At 60.4% G+C, this 15,507-nt stretch carries 14 protein-coding genes; 4 read left to right on the forward strand and 10 right to left on the reverse strand.

Annotation, left to right across the window (positions count from 1 at the left end; all coding sequences use genetic code 11):
* Nucleotides 1-49 precede the first annotated feature (49 nt).
* Nucleotides 50-946: a hypothetical protein gene (locus XH83_RS37755; protein WP_128930041.1), complete on the forward strand. Its 897-nt coding sequence runs from the start codon at nt 50-52 to the stop codon at nt 944-946.
* Between the two features lie 146 nt (nt 947-1,092).
* Here the strand turns inward: XH83_RS37755 and XH83_RS37760 are convergent, their stop codons facing one another.
* The 7 genes from XH83_RS37760 to leuC form a co-directional block, all read right to left on the reverse strand.
* On the reverse strand, nt 1,093-2,124 hold the full coding sequence (locus tag XH83_RS37760; protein WP_128930040.1) for an aldo/keto reductase: 1,032 nt from the start codon (nt 2,122-2,124) through the stop codon (nt 1,093-1,095).
* An 83-nt stretch (nt 2,125-2,207) separates the two neighbouring features.
* Nucleotides 2,208-2,528, reverse strand: a complete 321-nt coding sequence (locus XH83_RS37765; RefSeq protein WP_128930039.1) for a putative quinol monooxygenase — start codon at nt 2,526-2,528, stop codon at nt 2,208-2,210.
* Between the two features lie 282 nt (nt 2,529-2,810).
* On the reverse strand, nt 2,811-4,118 hold the full coding sequence (locus XH83_RS37770; protein ID WP_232995552.1) for a lipase family protein: 1,308 nt from the start codon (nt 4,116-4,118) through the stop codon (nt 2,811-2,813).
* 21 nt (nt 4,119-4,139) lie between these two features.
* Nucleotides 4,140-5,354, reverse strand: coding sequence for a mannonate dehydratase (locus XH83_RS37775; RefSeq protein ID WP_164933591.1), 1,215 nt, complete (start codon nt 5,352-5,354; stop codon nt 4,140-4,142).
* A 24-nt stretch (nt 5,355-5,378) separates the two neighbouring features.
* A complete protein-coding gene (locus XH83_RS37780) occupies nt 5,379-6,698 on the reverse strand; it encodes a 2-hydroxycarboxylate transporter family protein (protein ID WP_237864939.1) in 1,320 nt (439 codons plus the stop codon).
* Between the two features lie 74 nt (nt 6,699-6,772).
* On the reverse strand, nt 6,773-7,381 hold the full coding sequence (leuD, locus tag XH83_RS37785; RefSeq protein ID WP_128930036.1) for a 3-isopropylmalate dehydratase small subunit: 609 nt from the start codon (nt 7,379-7,381) through the stop codon (nt 6,773-6,775).
* Complete coding sequence (gene leuC, locus XH83_RS37790) at nt 7,378-8,802, reverse strand: 3-isopropylmalate dehydratase large subunit (RefSeq protein WP_128930035.1); 1,425 nt, start codon at nt 8,800-8,802, stop codon at nt 7,378-7,380. Before leuC ends, leuD begins: the two co-directional genes overlap by 4 nt.
* A gap of 59 nt (nt 8,803-8,861) precedes the next feature.
* Between leuC and XH83_RS37795 the strand changes: the two genes are divergently transcribed.
* The gene (locus XH83_RS37795; RefSeq protein ID WP_237864940.1) at nt 8,862-9,836 is read left to right on the forward strand and encodes a LysR family transcriptional regulator; all 975 of its coding nucleotides are present in this window, start codon (nt 8,862-8,864) and stop codon (nt 9,834-9,836) included.
* 43 nt (nt 9,837-9,879) lie between these two features.
* Here XH83_RS37795 and XH83_RS37800 read toward each other — a convergent pair whose 3' ends face one another.
* Nucleotides 9,880-10,767, reverse strand: coding sequence for a LysR family transcriptional regulator (locus XH83_RS37800; protein WP_128930033.1), 888 nt, complete (start codon nt 10,765-10,767; stop codon nt 9,880-9,882).
* Between the two features lie 108 nt (nt 10,768-10,875).
* Between XH83_RS37800 and XH83_RS37805 the strand changes: the two genes are divergently transcribed.
* Nucleotides 10,876-11,304: a DoxX family protein gene (locus XH83_RS37805; RefSeq protein WP_128930032.1), complete on the forward strand. Its 429-nt coding sequence runs from the start codon at nt 10,876-10,878 to the stop codon at nt 11,302-11,304.
* A 269-nt stretch (nt 11,305-11,573) separates the two neighbouring features.
* Here XH83_RS37805 and XH83_RS37810 read toward each other — a convergent pair whose 3' ends face one another.
* Together XH83_RS37810 and XH83_RS37815 are read right to left on the reverse strand one after the other, a co-directional pair.
* Nucleotides 11,574-12,512, reverse strand: coding sequence for an SDR family oxidoreductase (locus XH83_RS37810; protein ID WP_128955140.1), 939 nt, complete (start codon nt 12,510-12,512; stop codon nt 11,574-11,576).
* 62 nt (nt 12,513-12,574) lie between these two features.
* Nucleotides 12,575-14,188 (reverse strand): acyl-CoA synthetase, encoded by a 1,614-nt coding sequence (locus tag XH83_RS37815; RefSeq protein ID WP_128930030.1) that lies wholly within the window; start codon nt 14,186-14,188, stop codon nt 12,575-12,577.
* Between the two features lie 154 nt (nt 14,189-14,342).
* Here XH83_RS37815 and XH83_RS37820 point away from each other — a divergent pair, with 154 nt between their 5' ends.
* On the forward strand, nt 14,343-15,506 hold the full coding sequence (locus XH83_RS37820; RefSeq protein ID WP_128930029.1) for an ABC transporter substrate-binding protein: 1,164 nt from the start codon (nt 14,343-14,345) through the stop codon (nt 15,504-15,506).
* The last annotated feature ends 1 nt before the right edge of the window (nt 15,507 follow it).

The raw sequence follows: 15,507 nt of genomic DNA on the forward strand, positions 1-15,507 counted from the left end.
GTGAACGGGCGCTCAAACGGTCCATCTCAAATGGTTTGAATGGCGTTCTATGATCACCAACCAGCTTTTGACGGCCGGTGCGGCTCGACTTGGCTTCTCGGCGTCCGCTGGCGGACGCGTGACCTCTCTCGAGCTGTGCAGCAGCAAGGGTAGCGGCTTGCCGCGACGGGTCTTGCGTCCGTTCCCGGCCGGGGTAGAGCCCGCTCAGTTACTGCGCTGGCCCAAGGGTGGTATCTATCCCCTCGTCCCCTATAGCAACCGCGTGAGGGATGGGGTTCTTCTCTTCCAGGGTAAGCGGTACGAGCTTGCGGCCCATCCCGACGCGCTGCCGCATACGTTGCACGGGCATGCGCACAGGATGCCTTGGGAGACGATCTCGCTGACGCCATCGCAGGTGACGATGCGATACTCGCACAAGGGAGGCGCCGACTGGCCTTGGGCGTTCAGCGCAACTCTTAAGGTCGAACTTGAACCCTCGCGTGCCATATTTTGTCTCAATCTTCGAAACGAGGCGCAGACGCCGATGCCGGGTGGAATCGGCCTGCATCCCTATTTCGAGCACCAAGTCGATGACAACATAGAGTTTGACGCACCGATCGACTGGGCCGTGACGACGGACTATCTCGCCGCGCTGCCGGATGCCCATTCTGCCGGGCCCACAGCAGATTCATTGCCGCCCGGTGAGGTGACGCTTTATCGCAGTGGATGGCGCGGGCTCTGCGTTATTCACCGCTCGAATGGTGATCGGATTGAAATGCGAGGGGATCCTGCATTTTCGCATTTTGTGCTGCATCGGCCCGCTGATGCCGCACATCTATGCGCAGAGCCCGTCAGCCACGTTGCGGACGGGTTCAACCTGTTCGCTCGCGGTTGTGCTGACACTGGAACTGTGATTCTGGAACCCGGAGACGAGCTGAAGGGCTCTGTTGTGATTTCCATGAGTTGATAGCCGCGGATGGTCAAAGCTGCGGATGGCGTCGGACATTTGGTCTCCCTTTGCAAGCGCCGCGCCCCGGCAGGGATGGACCGTTCAGGCGAGCATTGTTCGAAAGTGCCAAACATTGCGAGACCCTAGCCTGCCAGTTGCATGCATTACCGAGAGATTCCGCTGAGCGGACGAAGTAATTCAGGGAACATAGACTGATGTGAATAGGGATAGGGTGCTGGCGAGGCGCTCACTTGGTTCAAGCGCTCCACCTCCTTGATGGAAAGTTGCCAGTCGAGGGCTGCGATGTTTTCAACGAGCTGTTCGGCCGTGCGGGCGCCAATGACGACACTTGAGACGGTTGGCCGGGCGAGTAGCCAATTGATCGCAACTTGAGACGCGCTTGTCCCGCGCTCCTGCGCGATATCGTTGAGCGCATCCACGATGTCAAAGAGCTTGGCGTCGCGCTCGGTCAGGCCTCCGAATTTCGCCGCTCGGCTGTCGGCCTGCGGCGGCCGGTCACGGCTGATCTTGCCGCTAAGCTTGCCGCCGGATAGCGGGCTCCATATGATGGCGCCTATGCCCTGATCGAAACCCGCGGGCATCAATTCGTGTTCATAGTCCCTGCACAGCAAGGAATAGTGGACCTGATGCGAGATGGGGCGCGGCAAGCCAAGCCAGTCAGCGGTGGTGGCCATCTTGGCCAGCTGCCATCCGGAGAAGTTAGACGCCCCAATATAGCGGACCTTCCCGGCCTTGATCAGTTCCTCGAAGGCGCGCAGTGTTTCCTCGATCGGTGTATTTTCGTCATAGCCGTGGAGTTGCAGCAGGTCGAGGTGATCGCAGCCAAGTCGCTTCAGCGAGGCCTCGCACGCCATTATGATGTGCTGCCGGCTCGCCCCCATTCCGTTCGGCCCGCTATGCGAGCGGTAGCCGAGCTTGGTGGCGATCAGGGCCTGCGATCGGCGTGAGCCCAGAGCCTTTCCGAGGATTTCTTCCGCCGCGCCCATCGAGTAGACGTCGGCGGTGTCAAAGAGATTCAGCCCCGCATCGAGGCATATGTCGACGAGCCGTCGGGCCTCCGATAGATCGGTCGTGCCCCACTTGCGAAAGAACTCGTTCCCACCGCCGAAAGTCGCTGTCCCAAAGGCCAGGGCTGGGATCCTCAGCCCTGAACGGCCGACACCCCTATGTTCCATCACATTGTCCTAGCCATAAGCACCCTGTGCTTGCCTCGTTGCAAAGCGGCTCATTTTGGATGCTCGATCTCGGGGGAGCGTCATCAGACTTCATCAATCACAGCGCCCATCTCGATCCGGGTCTGGCTCGACACAAGAGCACGGATCCGAGCCTTGCGGACGGGAGCGTGCCTGGAGTTACGGTGCGCCTCGACGGCCTCGTAGTCGTCGAAGAGTTCATTGGACATGAAAGTATCCGGCAGCACCACGCCATCAGGATTAACCGCCTGCAGGATTTCGAAGCGACGACAGCCAGGCTCCTCCGCCAGGGCGATTGCCGCAGCCTCTAGTAGTGTAGCCCTCAATTCCTCCTCACAACCCGCCTTCGCGACAAAGCGCGCGACGATGGCTAAAGTTCCTGACATGGCTTTCTACCTCAAGAGCGGAGAGACGGTCGCGGCATATGCCGACCGATAAGAAACAAGAAATAAGCCGCCGGTCGTCACGGGCGCGAGCGCTAGAAATCGAAAGGATCGCGCTCGACGAGACTAACCCAACGAAAGCCTCCCCTGGCGCACTTGGAAGGGGCTCAATTTAGCCGAAGGCGCAGGTCAAACCGGCAGCCCAGAGCTTCTCAGAAAGGACTGCCTGGCTTGGATCGCATCGGTTCGTGCAAACCGATGCGCTAAGATGCAAAGAACCGCTAGTCAGTCATTGAAGGGTATACCAGGCGCCGGTGTCGTCGGAAGCCCCGGCTCGGTAATGCGCGCGCAGTTGCTTGGCGTCTTTTTGCCTTCAAGTGTCTGTTTGAAGAACGCCAATGCGTCCGGGAAAGCGGCAATCAGGCCCCCGTTGTGAGTGGCACCAGGATAGGTGTTCCAAACGACCTCGTTTCCGGCCGAGCATAAGGCCGCCACGGCTGCATATTGGCGACGGGGCGGCAGTACTGAATCGGCCAGACCCGTGCCAAGCAGAACGGGCACCGGCAGCCGCACGGGCTTCATGTCGGTCGGAGACGCAAGGCTCGCTTCGATGTTCGCGATCGGTTGGACATAGGCGTTGTCGGCGGTGACAGTATCTTTCTGCGCGATCGCGCGCATCTCGCCGGTGCAGCCTTCTCGTGCTGCGCGTAAGACGAGCCTTCCCTTGTCAGTCACGAGGTTGTCTACGGGGGGTGCCTCATCGGGAAGCGAACCGCCGAGCATCATGAGGGTGAGGTAAATCGGCGAGCCAACCTTGAATGCCTCCGCAGGCCGGTAAGGGCCGTCGGGAAAGGTCGACACGACCCCTGTGGCGACTGTGGCGAGCAAGGGTACATCTGGCGCATAGTTCGGTGCGACCGTTGTTGCGCCCAAAGCTGCGCCTGAGCCTTGCGACTGACCACTGATGAAGACCTTGGGAGCGAGCTTGTCGCCATGGGCGGCGCGCGCTGCCCGGACGGCATCGAGCACGGAATGCCCTTCAGCTTCCCAGATCAGGTAAGGATGCGGGCCGGGACCGCCGAGACCCTGGTAATCGGTGGCAACGACCGCAAACCCATTCTCTAGCCATTTTTGGATGTAGGTTGCATCGCGCGGCTTGTGCCCGGCCCAGGACGGCGCGCACACGTCCGCAACGCCCAGCGTGCCATGAGCCCAGGCCACGAGGGGCCAGCCTCCGGCCGGCGGTTCTCCAACCGGCAGATACAGTGTCCCGCTCACCGGTACGATCCCGGCGTGCCAACGTACATCCGTCGAACTGTAGAGAATGCGTTCGGCGAGAGCCGCTTTCGTGATCTCCGGCTGGGCCTTCATTGGCTCTTCACGCAGCATCACGCCCGGCCTTGTGGGCAGCGGATCGGTCCAACGATAAAAAGCCGATAGGTTTTGATCGCCCCATTGGGGGCCAGTCGGCAGCGCGGTGTTCTGCGCGAAGGCCTCGGATAATGCCAAGGCCGAAAGGATCGAGATTGCGAGCACCGACTTCATTGTGAACCTGTTGGGATTGAGCTTTAGCAGCCTGTTCATTTTCTTCATCCGATCTGGTTCCATAACGGGCTATCGTGCGATGGACTTGAGCGCCTCTTCATGGGCAGCGCGCAGGAGGCCGAGAATGTAGCCGTTTGCGAACGCAAAGCCTATCACGTAAGAGGGATCATCCTGATGACGCGGACTATGATCGGCCAGCAGTGAGCCGCCGCTGTCGCGAAGCAGGCGAATGATGTTGAACAAGTCCACATCGCCCTCGTCATGATAGACCTCGACGAAGTCGTTCTGGCTGGCGCGGACATTGCGGAAGTGGATCTGATGAATCTTCTTTCTCTTGATCAAACCGTATAACAGCGCAAGCTGATCAACCCCTTCAGGCATCGATTCCCGTGAGACCCCGGTATCGTATTGAAAGCCATTATGAGGTGAATCGTACAGCTTCTCGTATTTGAGCAGCGCGTTCGCATAATCGCCGGCATCGAAGCTGTCGACACCGAGATAGCCGAGAGGCAGGCCGCCCGGATCGTAGGGGTGGCAAGCCATTTTGACCCCGCTCTCCGCGGCCACGGGGATGACGCGGGACGCCCAAACATGCAGGCGCTCCCAATAGTCGTCCGCTGAGACACGGCCTGCAGGGGTCGGCGGGAGGTCGCGCCAATTGTCTTCTAGCTTGAACGCGTCGTATTCCGACCCACCACGGCCCTGAACTTTGCGATTGCGCCGGATCGGGGTCAAATTCCAATGATAGCTGATGATCTTGACCCCGGCGCGGCCGGCGGTTTGGACGTTTTCGCAAATCAGATCCAGATAACGGTCGCGTTCCGGCCCCGGCGCCATCGCGATGTACGCCGAATCCATCCGGATGCTCTCCCAGATGAGATCGTTTTTCTGCAGCGTGTCGGCGATGCGCATCATGCCTTCGAGGCTCCAGCGCGTGGTGGGCTGAAGCCGCGCGCCTCCCATGCCCGTGCCGAGCGCCTGAGCGCGAGCAAGCGCACCCTCGTCGGGCGTATCGCTTCCAAAGACGTCCGGAGCGGCGTTTCTCGTCTCCAGCGAGACATCGAGATAGCGAATGCCCCACCGCTGGTGCCACTGCATGTTCTGCCGCGAGGTCACCGGTCCTCTGTCGAAGTTGCGTTGGCCACCCAGCCTGATCTTGTCGTTGACGCGCACGGCAAGCGAAGGGACGCCGCCGCTTGGCTCCTGCTCCGCGACCGCTGCACCTGACATGCCAGCGCTGGCGGACATGGCCAATAGGGCCTTTGTAAAGTCGCGCCGATCCATTTGTTGCATCTCCAACACGCCAGATCAGGATAGCGACTTCAGCAGCAGGGTCGCGATCACAATCATGATCGCCCCGCCGACACGAGTGGCGATCTGGGCGAATGCCATGAGGCCCATGCGATCGGCGGCGCCAAGGATGGCAACATCCCCGGTGCCGCCCAGTCCCGAATGGCAGGCGGTGACGATCGCAGCCTCGACCGGATACATGTTTAGCCACTTGCCGACATAAAAGCCGGAGGCAATCATGGCCAGCACGGTCGCGGTGCAGATCATGATGTATCCCGGGTTGAAGGAGGCGACGAGTTGTTCCCATTTGACCAGCAATGCGCCCATGGCGACGAGGATCGCAAAGGTCAGGTTGGTCGACATGAACTTGTTGATCTGGTAGGCGCCGAGCTCCATCTCGTTCGGTAGGATCTTGGTCAGCTTCAACGCGACCGCCGCGATGATCATCATGATCGGTCCAGGTATCCCTGTAAATGGCGCTAGGGTCATGCCAAGCACGAATAGACCGCAGGACAGCACCATACCTGCTCCCAGCAATCCGAGATCAATAGGCCGATCGGGCCGCACGTCGCCTAGGATGTCATTGTCGCCGGTCTTGACCAGCATGCCCTGCCCGCTCAGATCGCGCCGTCTCTCGCCAAGGCGCGCAAGAAGCCCGGCGCAAACGATTGCGACCACGTTGCCGAGCAATGCCGCAGGCACCATGTGTGCGACAAGATCGGCTTGCGGCCGCTGCAAGATCTCGGAATAAGCAATGGAGAGCGGCAATACGCCCTCGGCAAGGCCGCCGCCGACGATCGGAATGATGATGAAGAAGAACGTGTCCTTGGGAGTATACCCGAATGCCAGCCCGACCAGAATGCCGGCCGAGACGGCGGCAATGGTCCCGATCAGAAGCGGAACGAACATGCGGATGAAGCCTTGAACCAAGACGCGGTAGGGCATTCCGAGGATTGAGCCTGCGACGAGACAGGCGATGAAGAAGTATTGAAAATTGGCGGTCCGGAACGTCGTGGTGATTGCTTTAAGGGCGGCATCCGGCATCAAGCCATAGCTTACCAGTGCTGCCGGAACGAACAGGCATAGGATCGCGGTCCCACCGATCTGCTTGAGAACCGGTATCGTCTGGCCAAGCTTGCCCAGCAGAAAGCCGAGCAGCATGAGGACCAGGAGACCGCCGATCACATCGTTCGGGAGCTTTCCAGAGTAAACCGCGGCAGCACAGACGATGGCCGCTCCGACGTATATGCTGATTGGCAACGGGCCGATCTTGACGCCGTTGAGCTTCGTCGAAGGGATTGCCTCCGGCGCGGCCGGACGAAAAGTCGTGTCAACCAAAGTTCCCTCCAATTTTGTTATTTTCGTCATCCGGGCTGCGGCCAGTCTGCTGGCCGCGAGGACTGGCTTGCCAGTCAGAAGATCCAGGGATTCTCCGCAGCATGGCGTGCTTCGAAAGCGCGGATGTCGTCAGCAAGGACCAGGGTTGATGCGACGAAATCCCGGCCCGTCAGGAACGCCTCTTTCCTCGTCGGCTCGATGTCGAATTTGATCGGGCGGCGGCCACGGTCGAAGCGGATCGTCTGCGCTGCAAGATCAACGAAGACGTCGTTGCGCTCACGATGTGCCACAGCGTTAGCGATCTCAGCTACGAGATCGGGTTCGAGCGAGATCGTCAACAGGCCGTTGTTGCCGCAATTGTCATTGAATATCCCGGCGAAGCTGGTGCCGATCAATGCCCGGATGCCGAGCTGTTGAAGCCCCCACACCGCGTGCTCGCGGCTCGAACCGCAGCCGAAATTTGGGCCGACCACGAGGAAGCAAGCGTTGCGATAACCGTCCTGATTGAGAATAAACTCGGGATTGGGTTTACCGGCGGAGAAGCGCAGCAGATTGAAGGCGCCCTCGCCCAGCCCGCTCCGGTCCACGCCCTTAAGAAACATTTTGGGCATGATCACGTCGGTGTCGATGTTTGGCGACATCATGGGTGCAGCGACGCCTGAAACTTGATCGAATGGCATCATTGGCCTGCAACTCCCAGCAGTGAACGAACGTCAGCGATGTGGCCGGTGACCGCGGCCGCGGCCACCATTGCCGGACTCATGAGATGCGTGCGGGCGCCTGGTCCCTGGCGGCCTTCGAAATTTCGGTTGGTCGAGGACGCACACCGCTCTCCGGGCTTGAGCACATCGTCATTCATGGCAAGGCACATCGAGCAGCCGGATTGCCGCCATTCGACGCCGGCATCCGTGAACACTTTTGCAAGGCCTTCAGCCTCGGCTTGCGCTCTGACGTGGGTCGATCCCGGCACTACGATTGCCCGTACACCGGCCGCAACACGGCGGCCACGAAAGACCTCGGCCGCGTCGCGCAAATCCTCGATGCGCGAATTCGTGCAGGAGCCGATGAACGCAAAATCGATCGGGACGGATTGAATGGGATCACCGGCTCGAAGCCCCATATAGCTCAGGGCGCGAAGGGCCGCGGCCTTGCGTTCAGGCGCCACCTGTTGCGCAGGATCGGGGATAATATCGGTCACTGCAATTGCCTGGTCGGGGCTGGTTCCCCAGGTGACGAGAGGGGCGACATCCGCGACATCGAGCGCAACCTCGCGGTCGAACCGGGCATCGGGGTCCGAGGCGAGCGTCAGCCATTTCTTGGCCGCTCGCTCCCACATCTCGCCCTTTGGCGCGCGCGGCCGGCCCTTTAAATAGTCCAGCACCTTCTGGTCCGGGGCGACCACGACACCACGCGCGCCCGCTTCGACGATCATGATGGACATGACGATGCGGCCTTCGACGCTCATGTTTGAGACGACGGGGCCAGTGAACTCAACGGCATAGCCAGTAGCCCCGTCGGCGCCGATCCGCCGGATGATCTCCATGACGATATCTTTCGGCGTGACCCCGAACGGGACGTCTCCGGTGAGGTGGATGCGCATCGTTTTGAGGCGTCGGTAGCGCACCGTCGAGGTTGCAAGATAGTGCTCGATATCGGAGGTCCCGATGCCATAGCCGAGCGCGCCGAAGGCGCCATAGGCGGTGCTGTGGCTGTCGCCGGCGGCGATGACCATACCTGGCATGACGAGGCCCTGCTCGGGGGCGACGACGTGCTCGATGCCTTGGCGCGGATCGAGAATATCGAAATATTCGATGCCGAAATCCCGGGCGTTTTCAGCGAAGTAGTCAACTTGGCGCGCGGCGCCGCTATCCGGCATGGCGCGGGTGCGTTGTGCGGCTGTAGGGTTGACGTGATCGACCACCATCAGCGCCGCTTTGGGATTCCAAACTTTCCGCCCCGCGGCGCGCAGGCCGGCAAACGCCTGGGGGCTGGTATACTCGTTGAGGACGGTTCGGTCGACGTACAGCAGGACGAGCCCGGCATCATCCAGATTGCGGACCACATGGGAGTCCACCAGCTTGTCATACAACGTGCGCGCGGCCATCCCGCCTTCCTCCAAAGCTTCTTTCCGGCCACCGTGACGCGCGCGCGACTAGAAATCCAATGCCGGATGCTGATATCGTTATGCAAGGCCTGCATAAACGAGAGCTCTCCATGGAGATCAACTGGTTATACGATTTCATCGCGGTTGCGACAGCGCGCAGTTTTTCACGGGCCGCAGAGGAGCGAAACTGTTCCCAGCCGGCGCTCAGCCGGAGGATACAGGCGCTCGAGGTCTGGGCTGGCGCATCGCTGCTCGATCGCACCACGCACAGCGTCAATCTGACGCCCGCTGGTGAAGCCTTTCGTCACACTGCTGACGATATCGTGCGCAGATTGAGTGCCGGCCGGCTCGAGGCGCAGGAGCGGGCGCGCGGTGCCTCGGACGTACTGAAGTTCGCCTCGACCAATGCGCTGTCGCTGACGTTCTTTCCGGATTGGCTGCGTCGCATCGAGACCGAGCTACCATTCGTGCCCAACGTACAGCTCGTTGCCAATCATATGGAAGGCTGCGAACGGATCCTCTTGGCGAGCGATGCCCATTTTTTGCTTTGCCATTATCATCCGGCCGCCACGACGGCGTTGACGCCGTCGCATTTTCGCTCGCTGCATGTTGGTGACGATCGGCTGATCCCCGCATCGGTGCCGGTTTCGCGCCGCAACCGCAAGCCTCGCTTCAAGCTTCCGGGAACGGAGGGCGCGCCTGTACAGTTCTTGAGCTTCCGTTCAGAATCAGGGATGGGACGGATCCTGGAAGCGGTGCGTGCCACCTCCCCCTTGCAAGCTCATCTTCACACAACATTCACGTCGCATCTGGCGAAGCTTTTGGTCACGATGGTTCAGGCAGGCCGGGGCATGGCGTGGCTGCCGGAAAGCCTGATCAGTGATCAGCTTGCCTCTGGCGAGATTGTCGCGGCAGGCGGGCAGCAGTGGTACGTGCCGATCGAGATCCACGTATTCCGGCCTAAACTGCGGCTCGCCCAGGCGGCGGAGGCATTCTGGCAGCACATCGAGAAAGCAGCCACACATTCACGATGACGTAAGTAAAGTTGATGCCGCAGCAGTCACGCTTTTGGCCCGGCTATCTCAGTCGCTTATCAGCAGCGATGAAGTCGATAAATGTCCGGACCTTGGCTGAGAGGTATTTGCGCGTCGGATAAACCGCGAACAATTGGCTTTCGAAGATGCTCTGCTCCGGCAGCACTTGTTCCAGGCGCCCGGCGGCGAGATCCTCGCTGATCAGCCATTTGGGCAGCACCGCGAGCCCCATGCCTTCCAGGGCGGCCAGGTGCAGCAGAGTCTCGTTGCCGCTGAGCAAAACGGGGTTGAATTTGATAGTCTGCGTCCCACTTTCGCCCTGGATGGTGATACTCTCGCCTGGAGAGTGCAGCGCATAGTGCAAGAGGCTGTGTCCGGACAATTCAGCCAGATTCTTCGGGCGCTTTGCGCGATCGAGATAAGCGGGCGTGGCAACCATATAAAATGGGACCCTTGTGATCGGCCGCGCGATCAATGCCTCGTCAGGCGTGCCCGTCGCACGCAAGGCCAGGTCAAAACCTTCCTCGACCAGATTGACCAATCGTCCACTGAGATCGATGTTCAGCCGCACCTGTGGATAGCGAGCCTGATAGTCTGCCAAGACTTTCGAAAACTTCGGATTGGCCATCCAGACCGGTGCGGTTAGCCGCAATGTGCCGCGAGGAACTACGGTCACGTTGCTGACGGCCGCCTCTACCTCATCCAGGGACTCGAGCATTTGACGCGTCTGCTCGAAATATAATGCGCCGCTTTCGCTCAGGCTGACGCGTCGGCTCGTGCGGTTGAGCAGCCGTGAGCCCAGACGCTTCTCAAGCTGCATCACATGCTTACTCGCCATGGCGGGCGAGATGCCCAGCCGCTCTGCCGCGGCTGCAAAGCTCTTGAGCTCGGCAACCAGGCAAAAGACCTTCATGCTGACCAGCGTATCCATTCAGATCATCAACATATAGGAAATGAATCCATCCCAAAACAGATAATGATCCAAAATCGTGAAGCGACCAAACATGGTGACAGCCCTGTGATCGTCGGAGTGCCTGCCATGTCCACCGCCACCGCCCAAGCCGCCCCGCGGGAACGTCCCCTATGCGTGAGCCTTTGGATCGCTCAAGCCCTCCTCTTTTGCGTGTTCGCTTCGTCCGGGCTCGCGAAGCTGTTCATGCCGATTCCGCAGTTAGCGGCAATGATGCCATGGACAGGTCAGCACTCTGAAGCATTTGTCCGGGTCATCGGACTGATCGACCTCGCCGGAGGAATTGGCGTTCTCGTGCCTGCGTTAACCCGGATTATGCCGCGGCTGACAGTGCTTGCCGCGCTTGGCTGCTCCGTGTTGCAGGTCTTCGCTATCGTTTTTCATGTCTCTCGCGGCGAGGCCGAGCTCACGCCTCTCAACTTCATCTTGCTGGCCCTTAGCGTCTTTGTTGTCTGGGGGCGCGGGCGCAAGATACCGGTCGCGCCGCGCCGATCCTGATGCCGAGCTCCTAACCAGCCATGGCGGTGCTTCCCGAAGGCTCTCAGGGGATCGATTGGCGTCGAATTATCCCGGCGGCACGCTCCCACGATGCAGCTTCGCTCATCGCAGCATGTCTTCGCCCCTCCAAATGGATGGTAGCAGCAATCAGCCTCAGGCAAACCGGGTGTCCAGTTGCGCGCCACTTAAAGCGTTTCATGAGTACGATATAGCGGAGGTCCCGCTGGGCAATGATCCCTAGATCTCCATCGCGCGAGGGCGCTTTAGGCCTATATTCCGAACAGCAAGGCTTGCCGATGTTCGGCCAGCCATTCGCTCAAGGAGACGGGCATCCGTCCTAGGGTGCGCTCAACGAAGTCATTGCGCGCCCAAACCACCTCGTTCTGTTCTTCGTACTGGAAGAAATCCCAGAGATAGTGCAGCCGGATCTCTCCGAGCTCCCGGTACGCCTCGAAGAAGCCCGCTCTGCTGCCGTCGTGAACAATTCTTTCCTGAAAAACCTTGGTCATGAGATCGGCGACGTCGCTGAACCTCAGTATGTCCTGTCCGTTGTTCAGAGTGTGAAATTGACCAATGTGCCGATGATTGCTCGACAGGAAAAGACGTCCGGCCACTTCCGCAATGTCGCGTGGATCGATATAGGGAATCAAGCGTTCGGGCCAGATCAGCTTTCGCTCCTTCCTCAAGCCGTCCTTCATCCAGTAGAAGTTGTCCATGAAGGTTGCGCCGATGTTCAGGTAGGTGACAGGCAGACCGCTTTCGTCGAGGATTTCTTTTGCGATGGGGTGTTGGATGGGTAAACCAAGACCATGCTCGCGGAGAGACTGAGGAATTCGCCTTCGATTCGCTTCGGGTTGTAGGCCGACAAGACGTATAACGTGAACGGCGGACCTTGCCTTCTTGAGCAGGACAACGAGATTTGTCATCGCGTCGGCCTCGTTCGTGCCGCTTCTGGTCAGTACGAAGATTCCTTCCATTCCGTCGACCGCCTTCTCAAGCGATGCGAGATCAAAATAGCTGGCAATGACGACCTCCGCATGCGGGTGCTCGCGGCGAAGGACGTCACAATTGGCGGGATTGCTTGTTACGAGGCGCAGCTTGATCTGCGGCGCCTCCTCGCGCAAGAAGTGCGCAAGTGGGCCGCCGATATGAGCCGCTGCACCGAAAATGAGAATCGTGCTCGGAATCTTCTTCTGACCGTGTCGCATTAACAGACCTCAATAAACCCTGGCGAAGGCCCCAACCTGCCGCGAGCGGCTGGGTGGCCGCCTCAAGCCCCGAAGTTTTTCTGGATCGCCTTGTCGAGCGTCTCGCCGCCGATGAAACGCTGGCGCAATTCCCGCTTGAGCAGCTTGCCGGACGGATTCTTCGGCAGGCTGTCGACAAAGATCACGCGCTTGGGCACCTTGAAATGCGCCATCGATCCCGCACAATGCGTGATGACGGCATCCTCGTCGAGCTTCTCGCCGCTCTTAACCACGACAATCGCGGTTACGGCCTCGATCCAGTGCGGATCGGGCAGGCCCACGACGGCGACCTCGGAGATCGCCGGGATCTTGTAGATCATCTCCTCGACCTCGCGGCTGGCGACATTCTCGCCGCCGGACTTGATCATGTCCTTCACGCGGTCGACAACGGTGATGTAGCCCTCGGCATCGACGGTGGCGAGGTCGCCGGAGTGGAACCAGCCGCCAGCGAAAGCCGCCGCGGTCTTCACGGGATCGTTGTAATAGCCCGACAACAGATGCGGCGAGCGGTGTACGATTTCGCCGATCTCGCCGACGCCAACGTCCTCCATTGCCGTGTTGACGACGCGGGTCTCGACGTTGATGGCGGGTTTGCCGGCGGAGCCCGCCTTGCGGAGCTGGTCCTCGGGCGTCAGCACGGTCGCAAGCGGCGCGATCTCGGTCTGACCGTAAAAGTTCCAGAACTTGACGTTGGGCAGGCGGCGCTGGAGCTCGAGCAGCACCTCCACCGGCATGATCGAAGCGCCGTAATAGCCCTTTTGCAGCGACGACAGATCGCTCTTGTCGAAATTTGGCGAGCGCAGCATCGCGATCCAGATCGTCGGCGGCGCGAAGAAGCAGGTGATCCCGTGCGCCTGGATCAGCGCCAGAATGTTGTCTGCGGTCGGCTTGCCCGTGATCACGCCGGAGGCGCCGAGATAGACTTGCGGGCCGAGGAAGACGTCGAGCTGAGCGCAATGATAGAGCGGCAGCGCGTGCAGCACTTTATCGTCGGCGCTCATGCCGCCGTCGATGATGCAGCTCACATACTGCCACATCACGGCTTCATGGCTCAGCATCGCACCCTTGGGCAGGGATTCCGTGCCCGAGGTGTAAACAATCTGTGCGAGATCGCGGCTGTCGACGGAGGCCTCAAACAACGAGCTGTCGGCATCGAGAAGATCGTCGAAGCTGGTGAGGCCCGCCGGCTGCGCAGCGGGATCCTCGCCCGGCAACCAGATGAGCTTCTCCACCGCGCAGCCCTTACTGCTCGCGGCGCGTGCGGCCTCGACGAAATCGGGGCCGGTCGCGAGCAGCCTGGCGCCGGAGCTTTTCAGGATGAAATTGATCTCGTCGGGATTGAGCATGAAGTTGATCGGCACCAGCACCGCGCCGATCCGCGCTACCGCGAAGCGCAGCGCCGCAAAGGCATGCGAGTTGCGCGACAGCACGGCGAGACGGTCGCCCTTCCCGACGCCGAGGCCGGGTAGGCCACGCGCCAGTCGATTGCAGATCGCGTCCAGTTCGGCAAACGTCCAGCGCACCGCGCCGCAGCTCAAGGCTAGCTTGCTCGGCTCGCGGGCAGCCGAGCGGCGCAAGAGATCGCCAATCGAATGCTCGCGGGCTTTCGCGATCGTAACTCCGATATCTGCGTTCATCTCCCCTCCCTTGTGCTCGCTTCTGTCAGACCGTGTCCTGCTAGGGCAGCCCCACCGGCCTCGCGCTATCTTGCATATATTTTCCATATGGTCTAATTTGTATCAAGGGTCCGGGAGAGACCCCGCATGATCAGTCTAAGGGAGGATAAGCGGCATGATCGCCAGGATCGCAATCGTGGCCGCGGCCATGTTGGCCGTCAGCATTCAGGCAAAGGCCGACGACCGTCCGCTGAAGATCGGCTGGCTGATGAGCTATACCGGGCCGGGCGCCGCGGCCGGCGCCGCGTCCGATGCCGCGATCCAGGTGTTTTTCCGCAAGTTCGGCACTACGGTCGCCGGTCGCAGGATCGAGATCATCAAGCGCGACACGACGGGACCCGCACCTGACGTGGCCCGCCGCCTGGCCCAGGAGCTGATCGTCAGCGAGAATGTCGATTTCCTCGCAGGAATGGACTACACGCCCAACACAATGGCTGTTGCGCCGCTATCGACCAGCGCCAAGGTGCCCCTCCTCATCGTCAACTCGGCAACTTCGGGCATCCTCGCCAAGCATCCCTTCGCCGTTCGGTTCGGCTTCACGACCACCGAAATGGCGCAGCAGCTCGCGCTCTACGCCGCCAAGCAAAAGCTGAAATCCGTATATACGTTCGTGCATGAATACGAGCCGGGCCTCGATGCGGAGGCGATGTTCGTCCGTGAATACAAAGCGGCCGGCGGCGTGATTGCCGGATCTGTGCGGGCGCCGCTCAAGGCCACGGACTTCTCCGCCTATATCCAGCGCATCAAGGACGCGAACCCGGATGGCATCTTCGTGTTCATGGCTGCCGGCGAATTGACGCCGATCTTTCTCCGCCAGTTCAAGGAGGCAGGGCTGGATCCGGCCAAGATCATCGGCATCGGGGACATCACGGACGAATCGTCACTACCTGCCGCGGGCGAGGCCGCTCTCGGAGTTGTTACGGCCTTCCATTACACCCCGACGCATGATTCGGAGGTCAACCGAGAGTTCGCAGCCGCGTTCAACGCGGTCGCGCAGGGCCGGCCGCTCGGTTTCATACCGGTCGTCAGCTACGACGTCCTGCGTGCCATCTATACGGTCGTTGATGCGCAGAAGGGCGATCTCAATCCCGAGCGCACGATCGAGCTTCTGAAGCAAACAAGATTCGAAAGCCCGCGCGGCCCGATTGCGATCGACCCGTCGACCCGTGAGATCGTGCAGAACATCTACTTCCGAAGGGTCGAGAATCGGGACGGACAGATGGTCAATTTGGAGTTTGCGACCATTCCCGACGTCAAGGATCCTGGATCGGCGCGCTAGA

It is taken from the genome of Bradyrhizobium sp. CCBAU 53351 (genome assembly GCF_015291745.1).
Lineage (GTDB): Bacteria > Pseudomonadota > Alphaproteobacteria > Rhizobiales > Xanthobacteraceae > Bradyrhizobium.